This window comes from Bifidobacterium mellis (genome assembly GCF_000967265.1).
Classification (GTDB): Bacteria; Actinomycetota; Actinomycetes; order Actinomycetales; family Bifidobacteriaceae; genus Bombiscardovia; species Bombiscardovia mellis.
In genome coordinates, this window is sequence record NZ_KQ033885.1 from 1,400,161 (window position 1) to 1,424,779 (window position 24,619).

The 24,619-nt window shown below is 61.8% G+C and carries 21 protein-coding genes and 1 tRNA gene; 4 read left to right on the forward strand and 18 right to left on the reverse strand.

Annotated features, from left to right (window positions below):
- Positions 1-32: 32 nt before the first annotated feature.
- The 8 genes from JF70_RS05970 to rpmE all read right to left on the reverse strand — a co-directional run bounded on the left by JF70_RS05970 (position 33) and on the right by rpmE (position 8,251).
- Positions 33-1,439: a PIF1 family DEAD/DEAH box helicase gene (locus JF70_RS05970; RefSeq protein ID WP_045935638.1), complete on the reverse strand. Its 1,407-nt coding sequence runs from the start codon at positions 1,437-1,439 to the stop codon at positions 33-35.
- 40 nt (positions 1,440-1,479) lie between these two features.
- Positions 1,480-2,181: an oligoribonuclease gene (orn, locus tag JF70_RS05975; RefSeq protein WP_045935639.1), complete on the reverse strand. Its 702-nt coding sequence runs from the start codon at positions 2,179-2,181 to the stop codon at positions 1,480-1,482.
- Positions 2,182-2,374: 193 nt separating this feature from the next.
- On the reverse strand, positions 2,375-3,922 hold the full coding sequence (gene guaB, locus JF70_RS05980; protein WP_029678705.1) for an IMP dehydrogenase: 1,548 nt from the start codon (positions 3,920-3,922) through the stop codon (positions 2,375-2,377).
- A 66-nt stretch (positions 3,923-3,988) separates the two neighbouring features.
- A complete protein-coding gene (locus tag JF70_RS05985; RefSeq protein WP_029678706.1) occupies positions 3,989-5,179 on the reverse strand; it encodes an MraY family glycosyltransferase in 1,191 nt (396 codons plus the stop codon).
- The gene (locus JF70_RS05990) at positions 5,176-5,823 is read right to left on the reverse strand and encodes an L-threonylcarbamoyladenylate synthase (protein WP_231578870.1); all 648 of its coding nucleotides are present in this window, start codon (positions 5,821-5,823) and stop codon (positions 5,176-5,178) included. The genes JF70_RS05985 and JF70_RS05990 overlap by 4 nt, the downstream gene beginning before the upstream one ends.
- A gap of 64 nt (positions 5,824-5,887) precedes the next feature.
- Complete coding sequence (prmC, locus tag JF70_RS05995; protein WP_045935641.1) at positions 5,888-6,823, reverse strand: peptide chain release factor N(5)-glutamine methyltransferase; 936 nt, start codon at positions 6,821-6,823, stop codon at positions 5,888-5,890.
- Positions 6,824-6,846: 23 nt separating this feature from the next.
- Positions 6,847-7,935 (reverse strand): peptide chain release factor 1, encoded by a 1,089-nt coding sequence (prfA, locus tag JF70_RS06000; RefSeq protein WP_045935642.1) that lies wholly within the window; start codon positions 7,933-7,935, stop codon positions 6,847-6,849.
- A gap of 103 nt (positions 7,936-8,038) precedes the next feature.
- Positions 8,039-8,251, reverse strand: coding sequence for a 50S ribosomal protein L31 (rpmE, locus tag JF70_RS06005; RefSeq protein ID WP_015022244.1), 213 nt, complete (start codon positions 8,249-8,251; stop codon positions 8,039-8,041).
- Between the two features lie 205 nt (positions 8,252-8,456).
- Between rpmE and JF70_RS06010 the strand changes: the two genes are divergently transcribed.
- Entirely contained in the window at positions 8,457-9,230 is a 774-nt protein-coding gene (locus JF70_RS06010) for a (S)-acetoin forming diacetyl reductase (RefSeq protein WP_045935643.1), read from the forward strand.
- Between the two features lie 88 nt (positions 9,231-9,318).
- Here the strand turns inward: JF70_RS06010 and JF70_RS06015 are convergent, their stop codons facing one another.
- Positions 9,319-10,530, reverse strand: coding sequence for a MalY/PatB family protein (locus tag JF70_RS06015; RefSeq protein WP_045935644.1), 1,212 nt, complete (start codon positions 10,528-10,530; stop codon positions 9,319-9,321).
- 140 nt (positions 10,531-10,670) lie between these two features.
- Here JF70_RS06015 and JF70_RS06020 point away from each other — a divergent pair, with 140 nt between their 5' ends.
- Positions 10,671-11,426 (forward strand): helix-turn-helix transcriptional regulator, encoded by a 756-nt coding sequence (locus JF70_RS06020; RefSeq protein ID WP_045935645.1) that lies wholly within the window; start codon positions 10,671-10,673, stop codon positions 11,424-11,426.
- Between the two features lie 635 nt (positions 11,427-12,061).
- On the opposite strand, the gene JF70_RS06025 is transcribed toward JF70_RS06020, so the two are convergent.
- The 3 genes from JF70_RS06025 to JF70_RS06035 all read right to left on the reverse strand — a co-directional run bounded on the left by JF70_RS06025 (position 12,062) and on the right by JF70_RS06035 (position 14,540).
- Positions 12,062-12,135, reverse strand: a tRNA-Ile gene (locus JF70_RS06025).
- Between the two features lie 70 nt (positions 12,136-12,205).
- On the reverse strand, positions 12,206-13,834 hold the full coding sequence (locus tag JF70_RS06030; RefSeq protein ID WP_045935646.1) for a peptide ABC transporter substrate-binding protein: 1,629 nt from the start codon (positions 13,832-13,834) through the stop codon (positions 12,206-12,208).
- A 79-nt stretch (positions 13,835-13,913) separates the two neighbouring features.
- Positions 13,914-14,540 carry an ECF transporter S component gene (locus JF70_RS06035; protein WP_045935647.1) on the reverse strand — a complete coding sequence of 209 codons (627 nt, stop codon included), beginning with the start codon at positions 14,538-14,540 and terminating at the stop codon, positions 13,914-13,916.
- Positions 14,541-14,844: 304 nt separating this feature from the next.
- On the opposite strand from JF70_RS06035, the gene ettA reads away from it, so the two are divergent.
- Complete coding sequence (gene ettA / locus JF70_RS06040) at positions 14,845-16,521, forward strand: energy-dependent translational throttle protein EttA (protein WP_045935648.1); 1,677 nt, start codon at positions 14,845-14,847, stop codon at positions 16,519-16,521.
- 39 nt (positions 16,522-16,560) lie between these two features.
- Positions 16,561-17,475, forward strand: a complete 915-nt coding sequence (locus JF70_RS06045) for an acyl-CoA thioesterase (protein WP_045935649.1) — start codon at positions 16,561-16,563, stop codon at positions 17,473-17,475.
- Positions 17,476-17,583: 108 nt separating this feature from the next.
- On the opposite strand, the gene JF70_RS06050 is transcribed toward JF70_RS06045, so the two are convergent.
- The 6 genes from JF70_RS06050 to dacB are packed head-to-tail and all read right to left on the reverse strand — an operon-like array spanning position 17,584 to position 24,556.
- Complete coding sequence (locus JF70_RS06050) at positions 17,584-18,141, reverse strand: DUF3180 domain-containing protein (RefSeq protein WP_045935650.1); 558 nt, start codon at positions 18,139-18,141, stop codon at positions 17,584-17,586.
- Positions 18,138-19,220, reverse strand: coding sequence for a dihydroneopterin aldolase (locus JF70_RS06055; protein ID WP_045935651.1), 1,083 nt, complete (start codon positions 19,218-19,220; stop codon positions 18,138-18,140). Before JF70_RS06055 ends, JF70_RS06050 begins: the two co-directional genes overlap by 4 nt.
- 55 nt (positions 19,221-19,275) lie before the next feature.
- Positions 19,276-21,390, reverse strand: coding sequence for an ATP-dependent zinc metalloprotease FtsH (gene ftsH, locus JF70_RS06060; protein WP_045935652.1), 2,115 nt, complete (start codon positions 21,388-21,390; stop codon positions 19,276-19,278).
- Complete coding sequence (hpt, locus tag JF70_RS06065; RefSeq protein WP_156149620.1) at positions 21,387-21,989, reverse strand: hypoxanthine phosphoribosyltransferase; 603 nt, start codon at positions 21,987-21,989, stop codon at positions 21,387-21,389. The genes ftsH and hpt overlap by 4 nt, the downstream gene beginning before the upstream one ends.
- Positions 21,976-23,085 (reverse strand): tRNA lysidine(34) synthetase TilS, encoded by a 1,110-nt coding sequence (gene tilS, locus JF70_RS06070; RefSeq protein WP_045936192.1) that lies wholly within the window; start codon positions 23,083-23,085, stop codon positions 21,976-21,978. Before tilS ends, hpt begins: the two co-directional genes overlap by 14 nt.
- Positions 23,086-23,104: 19 nt before the next feature.
- On the reverse strand, positions 23,105-24,556 hold the full coding sequence (gene dacB, locus JF70_RS06075; protein WP_052690778.1) for a D-alanyl-D-alanine carboxypeptidase/D-alanyl-D-alanine endopeptidase: 1,452 nt from the start codon (positions 24,554-24,556) through the stop codon (positions 23,105-23,107).
- Positions 24,557-24,619: the final 63 nt, after the last annotated feature.

Sequence of the window (24,619 nt, forward strand, 5' to 3'; positions counted from 1 at the left end):
CGCACCGGCCCAAGATAGGTAAGGCCGACCCTTCAGAAAAGCTGGTCCTGGTTGAATTCGTCTTCCGGTTCCTGACCGACGGCGCGCTTGGTGAAGGACTCAGGACCTTCATCTTTCAGACGGGCGCAGGCCGCCTTGGATTCGGCCCTCAAGCCAGCATCCAGAACGACGGCATCAGGAGAGACCAGGAAGGCGTGCTCATTGATACCTGTCAAGTAGAGCCCATCCAGACTTTCCACACGGGAGAGGGCCACGTATCCCATCCCTGGCGCAAAGGTCCGTCTCAGGTCCATGACCGCCCTGTCCAAGGTCATCCCTTGGGACTTGTGAATGGTGATCCCCCAGGCACAGCGAAGAGGTACCTGGTTGACGGCGGCCAAGACCGTGTCCCCGTCCATGGTCTCCCAGGCGGTCGGCTTCATAGTGACCACGTTGCCGTTCTGGAAGGAGACGATCGGCCATCCCCCCTTGGCCGAGCTGGTGAATCCGCTGACTGTACCTATGGAGCCGTTGACATATTGATGATCCTGGTCGTTGCGCAGGGCCATGACTGCGGCTCCGGTCTTCAGGGCCAGATCCTCGGGGGCCAGCATGTTCTTCTTCAGCCGCTCCACCAGCCTTGCCTCGCCCCGGGATGTGGCCTGGTAATGGTGGGCCTGTTCGTCGATGGAGGCCAGGCGCTGGTCGTTGAGCGTGTCGGCCTGCTTGTTGACCGGGAAGAGGTGGACCGCCACCTGGCCGGGAGCGGGCACTGCGCCCACACGGGTGGCCAGGACATCATGGTCCTCCTGGGTGACACCACCCTCCCTGATGTCAGTCAGGACTGTCAACAGCTGGCCATCGTCCTGGCGGTGCTGCTCGGTCAGGTAACAGATGACCGGTTCCAGGTCCTGCCAGACCAGTGATTCTGTCACGAACCCGTCCGGGTCCTTGCCGGCCCGGGCGTAACGTTCCCGGGCAGCCTGGAATTCAGGGCTGGGCGGTATTCCCGCAGCTCGGTTGGACCTCGTCACCGGCGGCAGCTGGAAGAAGTCCCCGGAAAGGACCACCTGGATCCCTCCGAAGGGTTCGGGGCTGTGACGGACAGCCCGGCAGGCCTGGTCCACCATGTCGAAGAGCCAGGCGTGCATCATGGAGACCTCGTCGATGACCAGGATGTCGGTGCCCTCGATCTGCCTGCGGCGGCGGGTCTTGATCCGCTTCAAGAGCGATTCGGTCATGCAGGTGGCGATTCCCACCCCGCTCCAGGAGTGGATGGTCTGGCCGTTGATGTGCGTGGCGGCGATGCCGGTCGAGGCGGTCACCGCCACAACCGCCCCGGCCTGGCGGGCCTGGGCGACGAACTCGTTGAGCACAAAGGTCTTGCCTGACCCGGGGGCACCTGTGATGAAGGCATTGGCCCCCGCATTCAATATGGTCAAGGCTTCGGATTGCTGCATGCCTCCATGGTGCCACGTCAGAGGTACATGGCCACGCCTGTCAGTAGTCGGTCTTCTCGGGCTTGTTGGCATCCTCGACAGGATTGCCGGACTCTTCGTAATGGCGCAGAAGACTGGTCTGCTCGATCTGTTCCGCCCCGGCCTTGGACTGGGCCTGGTCGGGTCCGGGAGCCGGAAGGAAGAACATGGAGCGGTAGTAGCGCAGCTCGTCCATGGACTCGATGATGTCGGCCAGGGCCCTGTGGCCGCCATGCTTGGCCGGCTTGTTCTTGTAGACGTCCGGGTACCAGCGGCGGGACAGCTCCTTGAGGGTGCTCACGTCAATGACCCGGTAATGAAGAAGAGCCATCAGATCGGGCATGTACCTGTCGAGGAACTTCTTGTCGGAGCCCACAGAGTTGCCTGCCAGATGGGCCTTGCCGTTCTTGGGCAGGAAGGGCTTGACATACTCGATCACCTGACGTTGGGCCTCCTCCAGGTCCAGTCCGGTCTTCATCTCCTCGATAAGGCCGGAGGAGGTGTGCATCTTCCTGACGAAATCCCCCATATGGTCCAGGGCCGCCTGGGAGGGCTTGATGACCAGGTCGATGCCCTTGTCCAGGACCTTCATGTTGAAGTCGGTGGGAACCACGGAGACCTCGCACAGCTCGTCATGGAAGATATCCAGACCGGTCATCTCGCAGTCTATCCAGATCATGCGGGATTCCTCCGCAGAGAAAGTCAGATCATTCTTATCGCTCATCTGTACGCCTTTCAGATCCGGGTCGGGCCCCGGATCGCTCCTTCCGCCGCCTTGGACGGAACATTACAAGATACCGCCAGCACGTGACCGACGGAGGGATCGTCGCCCGTCCGACCGGACCGTAACGGGCACGAGATATGCAATCGGCGCAGGTCCTGATGAGATCCTGCGCCGATCACCTGCCCATGTAGGCTCAGTTGTGGAAGCCTGAGTAGTTGGGGGCCTCCTTGGTCATGACGATGTCATGGGGATGCGATTCACGCAGACCGGCATCGGTGATCCGAATGAACCGGCCCTTGCGCTGCAGCTCGGGAATGGTGCGGGCACCGGTGTAGAACATGGTCTGATGCAGGCCGCCGACCAGCTCGTAGAGCACGTAGTTGAGAGGACCACGGTAGGGCACCTCGCCCTCGACGCCCTCGGGCACCACCTTGTCGGAGCTGGTGACGTCGGCCTGGAAGTAGCGGTCCTTGGAGTAGCTCTTCTTGCCGCGAGGGGCCATGGCGCCCAGGGACCCCATGCCCCGATAGACCTTGTACTGCTTGCCATGCAGGAGGACCTTCTCACCAGGGGCCTCCTCAGTGCCTGCCAGCAGACCGCCCAGCATGACCGAATCGGCCCCTGCCACGATGGCCTTGGCGATGTCTCCCGAGTAATGGATTCCGCCGTCGGCCACCAGAGGGATCCCGGCAGGGCGGCAGGCCAGGGCGGCGTCGTAGACCGCGGTCAGCTGGGGCACACCCACGCCAGCCACCACACGGGTGGTGCAGATGGAGCCAGGGCCCACACCGACCTTGACCGCGTCAACGCCGGCATCGATCAGTGCCTGGGCGCCCTCGCGGGTAGCCACATTGCCGCCGATCACATCCACATGGTCGAAGGCATGATCAGCCTTGATCCGGCGAATCATATCCAGCATGAGCTTGGCATGGCCATGGGCGGTGTCCACGACCAGAATGTCGACCCCGGCATCGGCCAGGGCGGTGATGCGCTGCCAGGCGTCACCGAAGAATCCGACGGCGGCGGCCACGCGCAGACGGCCGCGCTCATCCTTGGTGGCTTCGGGGTACTGCTCGGTCTTGACGAAGTCCTTGACGGTGATCAGCCCGGTCAGCTTGCCCTCGTCATCGACCAGGGGAAGCTTCTCCACCTTGTACTTGGCCAGAAGCTGGTGGGCATCCTCCTTGGTGATGTTGGACGGACCGGTGATCAGGTGGTCCTTGGTCATGATGTCGCTGACCTTGAGCCGGTCGAAGTCGGCGGGATTGACGAAGCGCATGTCACGGTTGGTGATGATGCCCACCAGTCGCTGCCGACGATCCACCACAGGCAGACCGGAGACCTTGTAGGTGGAGCAGAGCTTGTCCAGGTCGGTCAGCGTGGCATCCGGGGTGACGGTCAGGGGGTCGGAGATCATGCCAGACTCGGAGCGCTTGACGATGTCGACCTGATTGGCCTGATCTTCGATGCTGAGATTGCGGTGGAGGACGCCGATGCCGCCGTTACGGGCCATGGCCACAGCCATGGTGGCCTCGGTGACGGTGTCCATGGCGGCCGAAAGAACCGGGGACTTCATGGTGATGTTCCGAGTCAGCCGGGTGGTGGTGTCTACCTCGGAGGGGATGACATCGGATTCGTTGGGCAGCAGAAGGACGTCGTCATAGGCCAGACCGATTTTCTGGAAGGCGTCGGGCAGTTGAGTGTAGGAGGAGGGTTCGCTTTGTGGGTTTTCCATAGCCATAGCACCATGCTACAAGTGCTTCTTGACCGTTAAGAGTATCGTGTCCGTACTGTTTCATCCAGCGAATCAGCTGTCCTCATTGTTATCGTGGCGGCTCCTGCGATGCCAAGGCGGTCTGGCAGCATGCTGCGAGCCCTGGGCGGCAAGTAGGGCGTTCTCGCGCCTGATCTCGGGAAGTCGACGGCGGTAGTAGGGGTAGAGGGTGGCGAAGGTCAGCAGTATGGCGGCCAGGCCCAGACCGATCAGGACATATCGCAGACGGAAGAAAAGGATAAAGAGCGAGCCGAAGGCGATCAGGGCGGCCCAGCCCCAAAGAATAAGGACAGCGGAACGAACCGTGTGACCGATGCGCAGCATACGGTGGTGCAGGTGCATGCGGTCGGGGTGCATGGGGGATTGCCCGTGGCTGAGCCTTCGGACGATGGCCAGGCACATGTCCAGAACAGGCAGGAAAAGCACCAGGATGGGCAGAAGAATGGGCATGAAGGCCGGCAGATAGATGCTGGCATGAATGGTGGCCGGATCCAGCCGGCCGGTGACCACAATGGAGGCGCAGGTGATCAGGTATCCCAACAGCATGGATCCCGAGTCGCCCATGAAGAGCTTGGCCGGATGCCAGTTGTGCAGGAGGAATCCCACGCAAATGCCCACCATGGCCACGTCGATCAGCGTGGCCAGGGAGGCGTAGTCGGGCGAGATGCGGGCGATGATATAGGAGTAGATGGCGAAGGCGATGCCTCCTATTGCCACGATGCCTGCAGCCAGGCCGTCCAACCCATCCACGAAGTTGACCGCATTGATGGAGGCCACAATCAGGAATGCCGTGATGGCCATGGACAGGCTGGGCGAGGCCGCCACCAGGGATCCCAGTGGGAGGGAGATGATCTGGATACCACCCCAGGAGACGAAGACCGAAATCAACAGCTGGCCGGCCAGCTTGAGCATCCAATCCAGGTCCCAAAGGTCGTCCGCTATGCCCAGCAGGCAGATGGCCACGGCCCCGGCCAGGATGACCCAGGCCTGATGGCCGGACTGGAAGAGGCCTGTGATGAAGGGAATGCGGGAGGCGAAGCACATGGCCACGGCAAAGCCGATCAACATGCCCAGGCCGCCCATCCGAGGGGTGGGCACCTTATGTACGTCGCGAGCGCGGACCACACCTACGGCACCAACCCGGATGGCGAGATGTCGGACCATGGGCATGACCAGCCAGGTGGCCCCGCCAGCGATGGCAGCGATGAACAGGTATACCCTCACTGACCCTCCCCTCCGCTGGAGCGGCCCGACAGAAGGGCACGGACCCGGGCCTCGCCGATTACACCCTGCCGCAGCACGTGTATCCCATCAGGATCGGTCTTGTCGGCTTCCACCACCGTGCTGGCCACTGAACCCGGGGTCGGCCCCCCGTCCAGGTAAAGGTCGACGCTGTCACCCAGTTCGGCTCTGGCCTGCTGGACGGTCTCCACGCTGGGATTGCCCGATCGGTTGGCGCTGGAAGCGGCCAAAGGCCCGGTCACCTGCAGGAGCGCCCGACAGATGGGCGAGTCAGGAACCCTGACGGCCTGGGTGGGACCATCGGGCTCCATCCGAGGGGTGCGCAGGGGGCAGGACCTCCCCACAAGGGCGATAGGCGAAAAGGGACCCGGCAACAGGGCGTCGGCCAGGCGATCCAGAGGCGCAGGCAGGCTAAGATCCAGCCGGTCCATGGCCTCGACCCCCTCCAGCAGCACCTGGATGGACTTGGTCCTGGGACGATGCTTGGCCTGGAAGAGCCTATCGATGGCCGCATCATTGCATGGATCACAGGCGATGCCATAGACCGTGTCGGTAGGAATGACCGCCAGTCCTCCGGCAGCCACCACCTGGGCCAGCAATTGCGGCGAGCGACTGTCATAGGTCATCACCCGGCTCATACCCTGCATCACGACCTTTCGGCTCGACATGTTCATGTGACCAGCTACCAATCTATCCCAGGACCATGGCAGGCCGCCAGGCCGTCAGATAGCGGTCGCGGCCAGCCAGGTCCCGATGAGTGCGTGCCCGAACATACCCCCGCTCCAGTGCAGCAGCGACCATGGCCGGCCCCTGGGAGGCATCATGTTCCATGACCAGCAGACCGCCGGGAGCCAGCAGCACCATGGCCCTGTCCAGAATGCGGCAGGGCAAGAGACACCCGTCAGGCGAACCGCCATAGAGGGCCAGGTCCGGATCCCAGTCACGCACCTCAGGCTGGCTGGGAATCGCATCCATGGGGACGTAGGGAGGGTTGCTGATGACCAGATCCGCCCGGCCATCCAGATCAGACAGGGTGGCGGCATTTGCGGCATCGGCCAGCATCAGCCGATAATCGGATCCAACCTCCCGGATGGCGGCCTCCTGAGCGGCGGCGTTCAACGCGCCCCACCGATATGCCTCCTTGTCGACCTCCACGGCCCGGACCAGCGCTCCTGGAACCTCTGTGGCCAGGGACAGGCCGATGGCCCCACTGCCCGAGCACAGATCCACTGCCAGTGGATGATCCACCCTGGTCAAGGCATCCACTCCCGCCTGGACCACCGTTTCGGTCTCAGGACGGGGAATAAAGACCCCCTGTCCCAGGCGGAGATCCAAATAACGGAAGTAGGCATGGCCAAGAATGTACTGCAGGGGTTCGCGTCCGGCCCGCCGTTGCAGATGGGACCGATAACGGTCCAGGGCCGCCGACTGAAAACCATCAGCTTGTCTGCGACCACCTTCATTCGTCAGCAGTTCCTCAGCTGTCCGGTCCAAGAGCAGGGCCTGATCCAGCTGATGAAGATCGCATCCAAGGGCATCGGCCAGCAGCAGCCTGGCATCATTGAGCGGCGTAGGCACACCGGCCTGGGCCAGCAGGCGATGGCCCCTATCGACCAGCTCAGCCATACTGGTCCCATGCTCCTGCTGATTCACCCCTGTGATGCCATTCTGCGGGCCTCGTCGGCCTGAATATCGGAGTCGATAACGGCCTGCAGGTCGCCGTCCAGCACCTGTTCCAGGTTGTAGGCCTTGTAGCCGGTTCGGTGGTCCACGATCCGGCTCTCCGGGAAGTTGTAGGTCCTGATACGCTCGGACCGATCCAGGGAACGGACCTGGGAATGGCGCATGTCGGCGGCCTGGGCGGCCTCCTCCTCGTGCTTCATGGCCAGCAGACGGGACTTGAGTACCCGCAGGGCAGCCTGGCGATTCTGTATCTGGGATTTCTCATCCTGCATGGAGACCACGATGCCGGTGGGAATGTGGGTCATGCGCACAGCCGAGTAGGTGGTATTGACGGACTGTCCTCCCGGGCCGGAACTCATGAAGATGTCAACCTTGAGGTCCTTGGGGTCGATCTCGATCTCGTCGTCGTCCTCGTCGGCCTCAGGAAAGACGATGACTCCGGCGGCTGAAGTCTGAATGCGGCCCTGGGACTCGGTGACGGGAATACGCTGGACCCGATGGACGCCGCCCTCGTACTTGAGTGAAGCCCAGACACCGTCGGCAGGAGCCACCTGGCCGCGAGCGCGAATGGCAAGCTGGGCATCCTTGACACCGCCCAGCTGGGTACGGTTCTCACTCATGATTTCGGTGGTCCAGCCACGTTTTTCGGCATACCGCACGTACATGCGCATCAGATCGCCGGCGAAGAGGGCCGCCTCCTCGCCGCCGCTGCCGGCCTTGATCTCCATGATCGTGTCGCGGCCGTCATCGGGGTCGCGCGGGATAAGAGCGGTGCGCAGGGTCTGCTCCAGGTCCGGTATCCGGTCAGTCATGGCCTTGGCCTCTTGCGCGAAGTCAGGATCCTCCCGTGCCATCTGCTCGGCCGCCTGGCTGTCTTCCAAGGCGCTCTGGTAGGCCTTATAGGCTTCAACGATGGGAGCAAGCTCAGCATGTCTGCGACCCAACTTGCGGATCTGCGCCGGATCTGAAGCCGTTTCGGGTTGACTCATCTGCTTTTCCAGGCGACCGTACTCCTCGACGGCAGCCACCGCCGCCGGAAACTGCTCCTCGCTCATCTGCACCCTTCCCGTCCGCTTATCCGCATGGTTCAAGTCATAAAAAACGCCAGTCCCCACCGGGCATAGCAGAGCGACCCGGAAGGGACTGGCGTTGGAAGTGCTACTTGGTCCTCTTGCCGTAACGGGCTTCGAACCGAGCCACGCGACCACCGGTGTCCAGAATCTTCTGCTTGCCGGTGTAGAAGGGGTGGCAGTGCGAGCAGACATCAACCGTCATATGATCGCCGGGAGCGGTCGAACGGGTGATGAAGGTATTGCCGCACGAGCACGTGACCTCAACGGGATGATAATCGGGATGAATTCCCTGCTTCATGGTTACTCCTAGATCCAAGGGCCCCGGGTCGACCGCCCCTGTGGCGGACGTGAACCGGCAACCGCGTAATAGTCTAGCGCAACCCGAAGAGATTACGGCACCCTTGCGCCACACGCCGAATCAATCAACCGAGGGCCGGTCGAGCGTCCTCTAGAATCAAACAGTCGGACCGACCGGCCCGGCGAGGCGACAAAGGAGGGCAGCAATGCAGCAGGAAGTGGCGTTCGTTACAGGGGCGGCTCAGGGAATCGGCGAGGCCATTGCCCGCCGTCTGGCCAAGGACGGGTTCGCCGTGGCCGTGGCGGATATGAATACGGACAAGGCCCAGGCAGTGGCCGACTCCATCAATCAATCAGGCGGACGGGCTATGGCCGTCACCCTGGACGTGACCGACCGTGTCCAGGTGCGCTCGGCCGTCGAGAAGACCGCCACCAAGCTGGGGGACTTCAACGTGATTGTCAACAACGCCGGCCTGGGACCGACCACCCCCATCGAGTCCATCACCCCGGAGTTGTTCGACAAGGTCTACCACGTCAACGTAGCAGGAACCATCTGGGGCATGCAGGCCGCCGTTCAGGCCTTCCGTGATCGGGGCCACGGGGGCAAGATCATCAACGCCGCCAGCCAGGCCGGCGTGGTGGGCAACCCCAACCTGATGCTCTATTCCTCCACCAAGTTCGCCATCCGCGGCCTGACCCAGGTGGCTGCACGCGATCTGGCCAAGGAGGGCATCACCGCCAACGCCTACGCCCCCGGCATTGTCAAGACGCCCATGATGATGGACATCGCTCATCAGGTCGGGGTCAACGCCGGCAAGGATGACGAGTGGGGCATGTCCACCTTCTCGGACGGCATCGCCCTGGGACGGCTTTCCGAGCCGGAGGATGTGGCCAACGCCGTGGCCTTCCTGGCCGGGCATGACTCCGACTACGTAACCGGACAGACCCTGATCGTAGACGGCGGCATGCAATTCCAGTGATTCTGTAGCAAGGATTCGCCCGCATATGATGGGCCCACGCTGATCGGTTCAGTCCGACAGCGAGGGCCCATGATCATCAAGGGATCATTCAGGCGTTGAAGACGTACTTGTCCAGACGATCCATGGCCTCCTGGACACGGCTCAAAGGCAGGGCCAGGTTCATACGGATGGCGCAGGGAGCCTTGAACTGCCGCCCGTCCTGGACGGCGACGCCCACATCCCAGGCACGCTTGAGCAGCTGATCCAGGTTGAGATCGTGGTCCTTGCACCATTGCGTGCAATCAAGGAAGAGCATGTAGGTGCCCTGGGGCTTGGAAAGCTCGACTCCCCCGAAATGCTGGCGGATGTAATCGTAGGCGTAGTCCACATTCCCGGTCAGGACCTGCCGGAGTTCATCCACCCACTCCTGGCCCTGGGGCTTGTAAGCTCCGATCAGGGCATGCATGGACAGCACGTTCATGTCGTTGTAGTGGGCCTTGGATCCCTTGGCCACAATCCTGTCGCGCAGGTACTTGTTGTAGATGATGTGGTAGGAGCCGACCAGCCCGGCCAGGTTGAAGGTCTTGCTGGGTGCATAGAAGGCAGCCGTCCTGTTGCGGGCATCCTCGCTGACCGACTGGGTGGGGATGTGCTTGTGGCCCGACAGGATCAGATCCGACCAGATCTCGTCGGAGATGACCACGCAGTCGTTCTCCTTATATACCTCCATGGCCTTCTCGATCTCCCACTTCTCCCAGACACGGCCGCAGGGGTTGTGCGGACTGCAGAAGACCGCCACATGGATGTTGTTCTCCTTGAGCTTGCGGTCCATGTCATCGAAGTCCATCCGCCAGACGCCCTTATCGTCCTTCTTCAAGGGGCTGTGCACGATGTGGTAGCCGTTATTCTCAATGCAGGACGTGAAGCCTACATAGGTAGGGCTGTGGAGCAATACTGCATCGCCAGGTGCGGCGAAGGCCGTCAAAGTCGAGACCACCCCGCCCAGGACTCCATTCTCATAGCCGATGTCCTCGGCCGTCAGGCCCTCCACACCATTACGGGTGCGCTGCCAGTTGATGATGGCATCGTAGTACTCGTCAGTGGGATTGAAATAGCCGAAGGCCGGATGCTTGGCACGCTCGATGATGGCCTCGGGTATGGTCGGCACCGTGGGGAAATTCATATCGGCCACCCACATGGGGATGACATCGAAGCCCTCCTTGGGAGGGTCGGGGGCAAATCCAGGCTCGGCGCCCAGGCCGTCAACCGCGATTGCGTCCTTGCCGTGCCTATCCATGATGCTGGTGAAATCGTATGTCATAGTCAACCTCTCATCCCGTGCAGATGCGCTCGCAGCGACCTTCCGCCAGTCTACAGCCGTGGGCTCCGTCCGAGTGTCTGCGTCCAATACCAGAGCAGCGATGCTACTATCTGGCTTTAGTCAGTGGATGGGGTGACAGAATGAAAGCATCAAAGCCCGTTTCATCTTCTCTGCAGCTTTTCGTCCCGCTAGTGGACTTCCTGGGTAAAATCCTCGGACCCAAGACGGAAGTGGTGCTTCAGAACGTCAAGGATTTCTCGCATTCGGTGGTTGCCATCGCCAACGGCAATTTGAGCGGACGCACCATAGGCAGCCCCGCCACCGACCTGGTCCGGCACATCTGGCAAAACCACGAATACGACCAGCACAACTATCTGACCCATTACGCTGGCTACACCATTCAGGGGCATCCCGTGGTCTCCTCCACCCTGTTCGTGCGGAATTCCAGAGGCCGGGTGATCGGCTTTCTCTGCATCAATTTTGACAATTCCGCCTTTCGACAGGCCAGCCAAGAGCTCAGGCGGGCAAGCGCTTATCTGGACGCTCTGGGACTGGCCGATCCCACTGCCGAGATGAAAGACAATGAGGCCACGCCAGAAGAACCGGAGGCCGAGACCGGAACCGACCAATCGGTCCATGAAGTCCTCTCCGTCAACGCAGACGAAGTGGTTACGCATAATATCGCCAAGTTCGCCACAGAGCTTGGTATTTCTCCGGCAAGGATGAACCTGCAGGAGCGAATGCAGCTTATTACACGACTGGATGGGTCAGGGGTCTTTCTGGTCAAGGGCTCAGTGGACACGGTTGCCCGGGCTCTAGGGATCTCCTCCCCCAGCGTCTACCGCTATTTGCATACGATACGCAATGCCGCTGTAGGCCCTGATCAGAGCACCTAGGCTCGCCCTGCTCAGCTTTGACACACCCCCTCCAGGGTGTATGATTGAAAACAGATATACGGGGGACGTATACACGATGGACCTACAGGGGCTGAATTATTTTCAGTCTCAGAGGAGATGTACATGCGTATAGTTTCCCGGTATATGCCGACGGCTCCGACTCAAGCTCGTCCCGTATTCTTTTCCCTGATAAATTCTCATACTTAGCGCTTCTGCGGAAACGCTTCCGGATTATTGCGACATGCGCAGATCTTATGGCTGTCTACGTATGCACGCTTGGGGCACCGAAAAGTGGATATACACCGAAGGTGTCCTGTGATCCGACATAAAAAACGCGCCTAGCTCTTTTCCCCCGGCTTACATGTGAAGCCATACATATTGCATCGGTGAATCATGGATGCTAGAGCTAGGCGGCGAGAGGATGGCCCCGACAATAGCCGGGGCTGTCCTTCTACTAAGACTATCAAGAAAGTTCGAGGCTCAAAACCCTGACCAGCCCACTGGCAGTCATTGAAGACGTGAACCAGTGTTGCACCAAAGTTTCCCAATTGACTTTGAGATGAGGCATCTTGGTCTCCCCGATTCAATCTATCAATAAAGCCCCGGAACTTTCAGGGTTCCGAGGCTTGCTTGTGTGGGGCCTCAGGGGCTTGAACCCTGGACCGAACGATTATGAGTCGTTTGCTCTAACCGACTGAGCTAAGGCCCCGCGCCGAACATATCGGCCAGAGTCATGGTATCAAAACGACTCGTCATCAGCCAGGTCCGGGTTGTCGGACCTACTTGGTGACCTGGTTGTAGATAGGCAGACCCATGTATCCGAAAGGAGCCTGGCGAACCTGCTTGCCGGCCACTGCCGAGACCTTCCTGTACCAGAGCGGCAGCACCGGAAGATCCTTGAAGAGCACGGCCTCGGCCTGGCGGTAATCCTGCATGGCTTCGTCCTGGTCGGTCTTGGAGGCGGCACGGGAAAGGATGGCATCATATTCCGCGCTCTTGTAGTCCCCATTGTTCAGTCCCTTGCCATCGGCCTGGCTGGAGGCATACCCCTGAACCAGGTAGCCTTCGGGGTGGGGATAGTCCGAGGTGATGCCCGAATTGAAAATACTGTTGACCTGACGGTTGTGAACCGCCGTATTGAATTCCTTGCCCGTCGGGAAGATATTCGGTGCCGTCTTGATGCCCAGAACCTGGGCGTACTCATGTAGAACCGCATCAACCCAGTCCTTGTCTGCCCCGTCGGCGCTGTAAGCGATGCGAAGCGTGCCCTCCCAGGGAGAGATGGCATCAGCCTGCTTCCAAAGTTTACGGGCCTGGTCCGGATCGTGGTTCAGTACCTCCCGGCCTTTGATATCGGAGGCATGCCCCCCGATGGTCGGGGCAAGGAAATCAGTGGCAGGCGTAACCGAACCAGCGAAGACCTTGTCTGCTATTTTCGCACGATCCAGGGCATATGACAGGGCCGCCCGGCGAAGGGCGCCTTCCTGCCCCTGGAAATGTTGCAGGCCTTGCGGGATGGTCAGGGAGCGGAAGGCCGGACCCGGCTTAATCAAAGGCTGCAGGCCCGAATCGGTGTGGAAGGTTTTCAGGCGGGAGACCGGAACCGTATCGAGCACATCCAGGTGACCGGCTTGGATATCGGCATAGGCGGCATCGAGGCTCTGGTAGTCCCTGAACTCCAGGCTTCCGTTCCGAGCCTTGCGAGGTCCCTTGTATGCAGGATCCTTCTCCAGCTTGATCCCCTGATTGGGCACCCATGATTTGAAGCGGTAGGGCCCGTTCCCGATTGGCTTCTTGCCGAAGGCCTTGATGTCCTTGTAGGCGGATGCCGGCAGCGGCAGGAAGGCCACATCTCCCACCTTGTAGGGGAAGGAGGAATCCGGCTTGTCCATGGTCACCTCCAGGGTCAGGTCGTCAACCACCCGGAGACCAGACAGAGGAGCCTTGGGGTCGCCATGCTCATCCTGCACCTGCTCGTACCCGGCGATGGTCGAAAACGCCGAGGCCCCCAGCTGTCCATTGGCCGCATTCGCCGCGAAGGACCAGGAATCCGCATAGGTCTTGGCTGTGATCTTCTCCCCATCGCTGAAGGTGAGTCCCGGTTTGAGGACAATCGTGTACCGGCTGGCATCCTCATTGGGAGTAATCGAGTCGGCCTGAAGCATGGTCATCCCGCCCTTGGCATCGAAGGTGACCAAACCATCGAAGAGCTGGGTCACCACCTTCCAGCCTGCGGTGTCGTTGGTGCTGGAGGGAATCAGGGGAGCCGTAGGCTCGGCATTGTTGACGCTGATGGCGGCCTGTGGATCGATCCGGTCTTCTTGGGAAGCCTGGGAGGTGCCGCAGGCGCCCGCTGCCAGGACGAGCGGAAGCACCACTGCTGCGATGTAGGAACGAAGCTTGGTCATGATAGGACCCTTCCTGCCCGGTACGGGCCTTGTCACGAAAGATATAGTCAATCAGTCGATTGGGCGAGGATGCCGATATTCAGACCTGCCTAACATCCTGCCCGGATGCCAGCCGATCCAGGGCACCGGTGCTGCCGATGGCCCGGAAGAGGAACCAGCTGACCAGTCCAGCCAGAACCACTCCACTGATCAGCTCGCAGATGGTGCCGATGATCCCCCTCGGGCTGAGGAGGGAGACCCCCTGATAGTAGAAGGCTAGGAGAAAAGCGTTATAGACCAAGGCTATCAGGATACCCCCCAGAACGGTCGTTCCCAGGGTCCAGCGGCGGTAGCGGAATATTCCGAAGGCCAGTTCCGCGCAGAGGGCCTCGACGATGGCCTCCACCATAATCATCGGCACGTTATAGGCGTTGCCAGGCAGAATCTCGACCAGGACGCTGATGATGCCGACGTAGACGGCCGCGCCTGGCTTGCGCAGTATCAGCAGGGACAGGGTACAGGGAAAGTAGAAGACCCCATGCAAAAGGGCCGCCGCCCCGGGAAGAAGGGCCGTCATCAGCGGGAATATCCACGAGGCGAGCAGGCTGGCCAACCAGTAGATCAACCCCGACACCGCGCCCAGGCCGGCGCCGACCGCAATGTCAAGCGGCCTCCAGCGCAACCGATGAGAAGCGGAAATCCGACCCTGTTGCTGTTTCACCGTCATTGATACTCCCTTACGACCGCCATAGAACAGACGGTCCGTTCCTCATGCGCACAGCGATAGGAAGGAACCCGCCCAAGCCGGCAAAGGCCCGTCCGGCGTTCCTTGACCTGCGCATGCCGGGCGGGAACGCCGACTCAAGGCTACCCCGACCAAGGCGGCAGGACCAGGGTCTGGTCATAGGTCTTGTTTATAGGCGGCCATCCGCCTTACTGACCTTGCTTATCAGCCCGGCGCATAAGTCAGAAGTTCCCACTACGATGAATGCAGTTTGCACTGTCTTTCTATGGTTCTGTGAGGTAGCTTCTTGGCCGAATTCATTTATCAGATGATCAAGGCGCGCAAGTCCTTCGGCGACCGCGTCATCCTGGACGATGTGACCCTGAGTTTCCTGCCCGGCGCCAAGATCGGCGTGGTGGGCCCCAACGGCATGGGCAAGTCCACCCTGCTGCGGATCATGGCCGGCCTGGACACGGTCAGCAACGGCGAGGCACAGCTCACCCCCGGCTATACGGTAGGCATCCTCCAGCAGGAGCCGCCGCTGGACGAGGACAAGACCGTGGGCGAGAACATCCGCATGGCCTTCGGCGACATCATGAGCAAGGTCGACCGCTTCAACCAAATCGGCGAGCAGATGGCCGATCCCAATGCCGATTACGATGCCCTGATGACCGAGATGGGCCAGCTTCAGGAGCAGATCGATGCCGCCAATGGCTGGGACCTTGACTCCCAGCTTGACCAGGCCATGGATGCCCTGCAGTGCCCCGACCCGGACACCCCGGTCTCGGTCATCTCGGGAGGCGAGCGCCGCCGGGTGGCCCTATGTCGGCTTCTGCTTGAGGCCCCAGACCTGCTCCTGCTGGACGAGCCCACCAACCACTTGGATGCCGAGTCCATCCTCTGGCTGGAACAGTACCTGCACACCTACAAGGGCGCCGTCCTGGCTGTGACTCACGACCGGTACTTCCTGGACAACGTGGCCGAGTGGATCTGCGAGGTGGACCGTGGCCACCTCTACCCCTACCAGGGCAACTACTCCACCTACTTGGAGACCAAGGCCAAGCGTCTGGAGGTCCAGGGCCAGAAGGATGCCAAGCTGGCCAAGCGTCTCAACAGCGAACTGGAATGGGTCCGCTCCTCACCCAAGGCCCGGCAGGCCAAGAACAAGGCCCGTCTGGAGCGCTACGAGCAGATGGAGAACGAGGCACGGAACAACAAGAAGCTGGACTTCTCCGAGATCCAGATTCCGCCGGGGCCCCGCCTGGGCTCCAAGGTGCTGGAGGCCGAGCACATCCACAAGGCCTTCGGCGACCGCGTCCTGATCGACGACCTGAGCTTCACCCTGCCTCGAAACGGCATTGTGGGCGTCATCGGCCCCAACGGCGTGGGCAAGTCCACGCTCTTCAAGACCATAGTGGGCCTGGAACCGCTGACCTCGGGCACCCTGGAGGTCGGTGACACGGTCAAGATCTCCTACGTGGATCAGAACCGCGAGGGCATCGACCCCGATAAGAACCTCTGGGAGGTGGTCTCCGGAGGGCTGGACTTCATCGAGGTCGGCGGCGTCGAGGTGCCCACCCGCGCCTACGTGGCATCCTTCGGCTTCAAGGGCTCGGACCAGCAGAAGCCGGCCGGTGTCCTTTCCGGAGGCGAGCGCAACAGGCTGAACCTGGCACTCACCCTCAAGCAGGGCGGCAACCTCCTCCTCTTGGACGAGCCCACCAACGATCTGGACGTGGAGACCCTGGAAAGTCTGGAGAATGCCCTTCTGGCCTTCCCCGGCTGCGCTGTGGTCATCTCCCACGACCGCTGGTTCCTGGACCGTATCGCCACCCACATCCTGGCCTGGGAGGGCACGGACGAAAATCCGGCCTCCTGGTACTGGTTCGAAGGCAACTTCCAGGCCTACCAGGAGAACAAGGTCAAGCGTCTGGGCGAGGAGGCCTCCAGGCCCCACCGCATCCATCGCAAGCTGACCCGCTGAACAAAGTAGATCACAAGGGATCGAGGGCCAAGGAGAAGCATGAGCGTCGAGGATGAATCACTGGCCCAGGCCATCGCCGGGCTGAACCTGCAGGAGCAGCAGTCTGCCGATGGCCGTTCCCGTTTCCTGGGCAAATCGCTGGACTTCCCCACCGGCCGCCTCTACGGGGGCCAGATGTTGGGCCAGGCCATCATGGCCGGCGGGCGGACCGTGCCTGAAGGCCGACTACCCCACTCGATGCACGCCTATTACCTGCGCACTGGACTGCTTGATCAGGACGTTCAGGCGGATGTGGAGACCATCCGTGACGGGCGTTCCTTCTCCTCCCGACGGGTTGATCTGCACCAGGGGGAACGGACCATCCTGAACGCCCTGCTCTCCTATCAGCAGGTCGGCCAGGAGGGCGTCCGCTATGCCGACCCCATGCCGACGGGGCTGCCCGATCCGGAGGACCTGCCTGGCTCCCGGGAGCTGATGGAACCCTATGCTGACAAGTCCCCCTTCGCTGACTACTACGCCCATCAGAGTCCCTTCGATATGCGTCATGTCGGCGGCACGGTACTGCTGGACGATGCAGATGATGCAGAACATGGAAATTCCAAGGATGACAGCAGGAGTCGCCAGGCCGTTTGGAGCCGTACCCAGGGGAGAGCCGAATTGGACCCGCTGATGCGCCGGGCCCTGCTGGCCATGGAATGCGATCAGATCATGATGGAGCCCGCCCTACGCCGTGCCGGGCTGAGCATGACCACCCCGGGGATTTCCTTCGCGTCCATCGACCATGCCATGTGGTGGTATCAGGATCTGGACCCCTGTGACTGGCACTGCTTCATCCAGGAGTCCCCTGTAGCCGACCACGGCCGCAGCCTGTGCATGGCCAAGGTCTACAACCGCCAGGGTGACCTGGCCGCCTACATGGTTCAGGAGGCCATGATCAGGGTGCCCAAAGACTGAGCTTCCACTACGTCATCGCATATTCTTCCCCAGCAAGGGATCAATAGCTTGGTCGACAGCAGGCCGGCTATCTTCAGAAACGTCCCCAGTTAGGGCCTTGAACGCTGTTCAGCTGTGCTTTTTGCTTGAATCGGCCTTTATCTCCGCCCTATCGGCGGTATCGGCCGCATCGGCCATCGGTCTTCGCGAGGACTTCTTGCGACGGTCGGGGTTCTCAGGCCCGTCATCCGGGGGCAACTGGCAGAGCCACTCCCCCACGGCTCCGGCCACCACATCGAGCAGACAGACCAGGGAGGCGACCAGGCACTCCTGCATGACCCGTGTGTAATAGGGCGCGCCTGCATGACCCATGCTGATCAGGGCCTGACTGCCGTACCAGCCCAACAGGGCGGCACAGGCAATGCCCAGGGCCTTGCTCATGATCAGCACGTTGACCGCGAAGCGCAAATCCATCTGCTTGCGGTCCCCCTTGGCGTAGCGATGCACCTGAAAGGCCATGATCAGGATGGCCAACCCCAGTAGGAATAGCAATACACTGACCAGCCAGGGAACCCCCATCAGGTCCGTCCTGGTGGACATGCCCAGTTCCGAGATGCCGGCACCTCCCATCAGGCCCAGAACCAGGGCGACCAGATAGTGCGCGAGCGGGGTGCGGCGGGCCCTCATGACAGACCGTCCAGAATCCAGTCCTCCGAGACCAGGCTGATACGGTCACGGTCAGGAGCACGGTTGGCCAGGCTGGCCAGACAGGATCCGCCAGCCCCAGGCAGGCAGTGTTCAGGCTCCAAATAGGCCCAGGGAATCAGAATGCGCGATGGAGCATCGGCGGTCAGCAGAGGGGGGCGGTCCCGGGAAGACAGAACCGAACCGTCCGAGGTCTCCACCTCAACCACATCGGCATCCAGTCCGCCCATCTGTCTGATAGGAGCGGCCACCATGTCCAGGGCCGACCGCAGCTCACCAAGATTCAGCGGCGTCTGCAGAATAACCACAGCCGATAGACGCTGATCCCCCTGATCATCACGGTAGGCATATAGGGGCGAGATGCCGACCAGTTGACTGCCGGGAATTCCGTCCAGGGCTGCAAGAGCACGGAGCATGGTCAACCGGTCGGTTCCCGATGCTCCTTCCAGCGCAATCACATCACGCATCAGAAGGCCCTGTGGCTTGGCTCCTCCAACAGACGGCTGAGTGGACGCTTCGTTATCACTATCCGGATCCGAGGACAGGCCGCTCTGGGTGGAGGAGGTCAGGGGGTGACGCAGCCGGGCCTGTGCCGCATGGCCAGAATCAGCCTGACCAGACAGCAGGAAGGAGGGATGCCCTAAAGAAGCATTCCCGCCGCTGCTAACCCGCCCGGATTCCATGCTGGCAGGGTTGCCTTCCACCTGATCGTCGGCTGCACGCTCAAGGGTGACGCCCACCTGAAAATCTACCCCAGTTCCCTGGTCGGCACCCAGACGGGTGACCGTGACCCGTGTGCGGCGGATCTGGTGGGAGAGCAGGATGGCATCAGCCACCTTGGCAGTCAGGGATTCCAGAATCTCATCAGCCGGCTCGTTCTGGATCAGGTTGACGATCCGACGGACAATTTGCACATAGTCCACGGTCTGGGTGCCGTCGTTGAGCCTGCCTGCCTCACTCAAATCCAGGTAAAGGACGGCATCGACCTGGTAGCCCAACCCAGGCTTCTGCTGGCCGTGCAGGGGTGCGACCTTGATGGAACTCAAACGGATGGAATCCATGATGTACGCTCCTCCCTCGCCTTGGAACATCCATTTCACCGGGCCAATCCGGAATTCAGTGCTGGTCCGTTGCGGACGGCCCGTTTACGCTGCGCCTGAGCTCCTCGGGGATCTCCACCGGGGGCTGCTCGGAGTCCGGCCGATCCGGCGCAGACAGCCAGAGCTGGCGCTCGGGAGCCTTGCGCAGACCAGCGAAGACCGCAGCCAGCTCGTCCTTGTTCAGGGTCTCCTTGACCAGCAGCTGCCGAACGAGCTCGTCCAGCACGTCACGGTTCTCGGTGATGATCCGCCAGGCCTCTTGGTGGGCCGTCTCGATAAGATTGTGGACTTCCTCATCGATGGCCTCGGCGGTTTTCTCCGAATAGTTGTGGGGCTTCAGGGCATCGAGTCCGGCATCCTGGTCGTTCTCATCAGCCCACTTGATGGCCCCCAGCTTGGATGAGAATCCATACTGCAGGACCATCTGCCGTGCGATGCTGGTGGCCTTCTCGATGTCGTTGGAGGCGCCGGTGGTCGGGTCGTGGAAGACCACCTCTTCCGCCACGCGACCGCCCATGGCGTAGGCCATCTGGTCCAGCAGTTCGTTGCGGGACTGCGAGTAGCGGTCTGTGGTGGGCATGACCGCGGTGTAGCCCAGGGCCCGTCCACGAGGCAGAATGGTCACCTTGGTGACCGGGTCGGTGTGGTGCAGGGCCGCAGCAACCATGGCGTGGCCGCCCTCGTGGTAGGCGGTGTTGCGCATCTCAGCCAGGGCCATGCCCTTGGTCCGCCGCCGAGGTCCGCTCAGCACACGGTCGATGGCCTCGTCGATGGCCCGGTTGTCGATCAGCTGGGCATCCGAGCGAGCGGTCAACAGAGCCGCCTCGTTGAGCACATTGGCCAGGTCGGCGCCGGTGAAGCCAGGCGTACGCACGGCCACAGTGTGCAGATCCACATCCGGCACGAAGGGCTTGCCCTTGGCGTGGACCTTGAGGATGGCCTCGCGGCCCTCCAGGTCCGGGGCCTCCACGGCCACCTGACGGTCGAACCGGCCGGGCCTGAGCAGGGCCGGGTCCAGGATGTCCGGGCGGTTGGTGGCTGCAATGATGATCAGGTTGGTGTCGTTGTCGAAGCCGTCCATCTCGACCAGCAGCTGGTTCAGGGTCTGCTCGCGCTCATCGTGGCCGCCGCTCATGCCGGAGCCGCGCTTGCCGCCCACTGCATCGATCTCGTCGATGAAGATGATGGCCGGCGCATTCTTCTTGGCCTCGTCGAACAGGTCACGCACTCGGGAGGCGCCCAGACCGACGAACATCTCGACGAAGTCTGATCCTGCCATGGAGTAGAAGGGCACGCTGGCCTCGCCTGCGATGGCCCGAGCCAGCAGGGTCTTGCCGGTTCCGGGGGGACCATAGAGCAGGACGCCACGGGGTATGCGGGCGCCCAGGGCCTTGTACTTGGAGGGATCCTTGAGGAACTCCTTGATCTCCTCCACCTCCTGGACTGCGGCCTCCTCGCCGGCCACGTCCGAGAACTTGGTCTTGGGTGTCTGTCCGTCGCTGAGCTTGGCGGAGTTCTTTTTGCCCCCCATGCCGAACATGCCGCCGCCGGCCGCCGAAGACATGCGCGAGAGCAGGAACCAGAAGACCCCCAGAATGATCAGCATGGGCAGGATGGAGGAGATCAGGTAGCTCATCATGCTGGTCTGCGGCACCACCGAGTTGTACCCCTCGGAGGGCTTGGCCTTTTCGACGGCCTTGACAACCTGCTCCCCCTGGGCCTCCACGTAGTAGAACTGCACATCCTTGCCGAAGTTCTTGGAGGTGCGGTTGCCGCGGAAGCCGGGTACATCCTTGACGAAGTCGCTATTGAGCTTGAGCTCGACGACCTGCATCTTCTCGGTGATCTCGGCCTTCTTGACCATGCTGCTGCGGTCGTTCAGCAGCTCCAGGCCATCCTGGGTATTGATGGTCTGAGCGCCGTTCTGGCTGCTGAAGAAGCCGAAGATGGCCAGGATGATGACCACGGCCAGAATCCCCCAGAGCCAGGGGGAACGCCAGAAGGAGCGGTTGCCCCCGTTGGGGCCGGAGCTGTTGTTGCCCAGATTGAAGTTGAAGGGGTTGTTGCCCTTGTCCCCGTTGTCCCTGCCCCCATTGGGCGGACCCTGCTGCGGTCCCTGCGAGTAGCTCATGACTGCTCCCCCTGATCCTGATGATCCTGTTTCTGGGTCGGGTCCATGTATTCCTCGGACCTGAGTACGGCTATCGAGTCGAGATTACGGTACTGCTCGTCGTAATCCAACCCGAAGCCCACAACGAATTCGTCGGGTATGGCGAACCCTGGATACTTGACGTCCACCTCGACCTCGTGTCGCGAGGTCTTGTCCAGCAGGGTGAAGATCTCCACCGATGCGGCTCCTCGCTCCTTGAGATGCTCGACCAGCCAGTGCAAGGTGTAGCCGGAATCGATAATATCCTCAACGATCAGAATATGCCGTCCGCGCACATCGCAGTCCAGATCCATCCTGATGTCAAGGTCCCCCCTGGAAACGCTGGTCTTGCCTGCCGGATAGCTGGAGATGCTCATGAACTCGATCTGCACCGGTATGGTGACGGCCTGTGAGAGGGCGGCGAGCGTGTTGAAAGCCCCCTTGAGCACGGCCAGCATGATCGGGTTCTTGCCCCGGTAATCCCGGCTGACCTGCTCGGCCGTCCGGTTGATCAGCTCTTCTATCCGTTCCTTGGACACCAGTTCATGGTCGATATGGGATTGAATATCAGCGATGCGCATGGTCTCCATCATTGCATATGAGAATGACTTGACCCTTACGGATTGCTGTATGGGAGCTGGGAAAGCGAGGGCCCTGCTGGCCGTGCCATCGGCAGACCAAATCATCCAGGGCCCGGACCTGCACGGCAGTGAACCGTATGCCCAGCCTGGTCAGCACCTGGGCCAGCAGACGGGTGCGCAGGGCCGGGTGGCAGTCGGCCAATCCGTGGGCATCCAAGCAGGCCAGCACCCCTTCGGCCTTTTGGTCCGTTTCAGGGCAGGCCACCAGTCGCTGGAACAACCCATCCACCTGGGAATCCAGGTAATCCTGATCCAGACGGGCCATATCCGCGCCCAGGGCCAGTCGGCGGACCATGTCCCGGCCTGCGAAGCGATTCAAGGCAGGCAGCAGGTCATGACGGATCCGCGAGCGCAGCGGCAGCGTCTCGGGAAGCTTGGAACCAGCCGGCTGATCATCGCCGTTGGTGGGGTCGTCCCACCAACCGATCCCCTGCTGGCGGCAAATGGCCGTGGTATCCTTCCGGTCCAGGTCCAGGAATGGACGCAGATAGCACATTCCTCCACGTTCCACACGCCGGGCCATGCCGGTGATGGCCTCCAGCCCCTGGGAGCGGATCAGGCCGATCAGCACCGTTTCGGCCTGATCGTCACGGGTGTGCGCCAGAAGAACGGCCCTGGCACCCAACCCGAGGGCCTGCTCGGAGAGGGCCTGGTAGCGGGCCGCACGGGCATCGGCCTCAGGGCCGGCCGAAGTGACGGGTACCTTCACTCTGGTGACGCGGACAGGATCCATTCCCAGCTCCCGGCAGGTTACAGCCGCACGTTCGGCGATACGATCCGAATCAGGCACCAGACCATGATCGATCAGCAGTGCCCCACACCGCAGCCCGGTCATATCGGCCACCAGGTGGGCCACGCAGGCCAGAGCCAGCGAATCACGGCCTCCAGAGCAGGCCACCAGGATCAATGGGGCATCCGAATCGGGCCGGTGAACCCCGTGATGGGTGAACCGCCTATCCTGCAGGCCCAGGCCCTCACTGTCCAGGGTCGAACGCAGGAGCCCCACCGCCTTTTTCATCTCCGCTGAATAGACCATGGTCCAGGCTGCTTCCCGCTCAGAGCCGATCCAGGGATCCGACCAGGGTGTCCACAGCGTGCCGGGCAGCAGCCACATCCTCGGGATCGTTGACGACTACGGCAAAGACCAGAACACCGCCTGAGCGTCGAATCACATTGCCTGCCAATGAAGTCACATGGTCCAAAGTACCGGTCTTGACCCGGATCAGCCCGTCGGCCTGATTGTCTATTTTCCGCCTGGCTGCCGTGCCGGTCAGCCCCACCACAGACAGACCCTTGACCAGGGGGGTCAGCCCCTTCTCGGACAGGGCCAGCTGCTGGACGTCCGCCAAGGTGCCCACCTTTAGGCTTGAGCCAGGGGTCAGCCCCGAGCAGTCGGCCATGTTGAGGCCTGTGGTGTCTACGCCCAGCTTGTTCAGCGTACTGGTCACGGCTTTCACAGCCCCGGCCGGGCTGTTGGGCATGTCCAGGGCCAAAGCGGTCAGACGGCCGAAAAGCTCGGCCAGACTGTTGTCGGAGTTGCGTAGCATCAGCGACATGATCTCGCTGAGCCGTGCCGAGCTGATACTGGCCAGAACCTTGCCCTGGGCATGGTCGGTCCGGTCTGGCCCTTGGGCATTGTCCACCTGGATCCCGGACTCCATCAGGCGGCTGGCAAAGACTGCCGCAGCGGCTCCTGCCGGATTTTGGACCCTGGGCAGGTAGACCCCGCCCGCGTCCGGATAGGCAAAAGGCTCATTCCGCCCCTGTCTGGCCTCATCCACGGCCATAGCGACAGGCTCCTGGAAGTAGATTCCATCAGCATTGTTTGCTTCGATTCCCTTCGGCGCACGATCCTTGCCGAAGAGCGTGTCCTGGTAGGCCAGGGTCACTCGGCTGATTCCCTGCTGGCGCAGAGCCTGGGCCGTCTTCCCGGCCAGGGTCCCCAGGCCGGCCCGGCCATTGACGTGCAGGGGATCGTCCTCGCCGACCCCCAGAAGCATATCGCCGTGACCGCGCAGGGTCAGCGTCGCCTGTGAGGAGGCAGAGGAATTCAGAACAGCCTCGGTATCCAGCTGGGAGGACATGTCCAGAACGGAGGCGGCTGCGGCTGCTGTCAAGGTCTTCATGGTGGAGGCCGGCTGGCGCGCCTGGTCGGCGTTCTTCTGAGCCAGCACCCGTCCATCAGCCTGCCGCACGACCAGCGAGTATGCATTGCCCAGGCCCGGCGTGCCGGCGAAGGCGTTGACCAGCTGCTGGACCTGGCCGGCATCCACTGCGGACCCGGGCTTGTCTGCGACCAGGGTGGGCGGCTCGCCCATCATGACCGCAGGGGGAACCGAAGAATGACTGGTCTTGGCCAAGGTCAGCGGTCCGGGAGCCAGGTCGGCCAAGTCCATGCATGCATAGCCGAGGACCAACATGATAGCCACAAGCGCTGCCAGGGCCACCCGCCAGCGTCGCTTGGTTTGACGACGGCGTGTCATGCGCAGCTGATGTCTGTCACCCAATTGCTCACTCCCTGGCTTGTGTTCGCCAACCGAGTTCGGCTCGGTCGGCATCACCCAACCAGC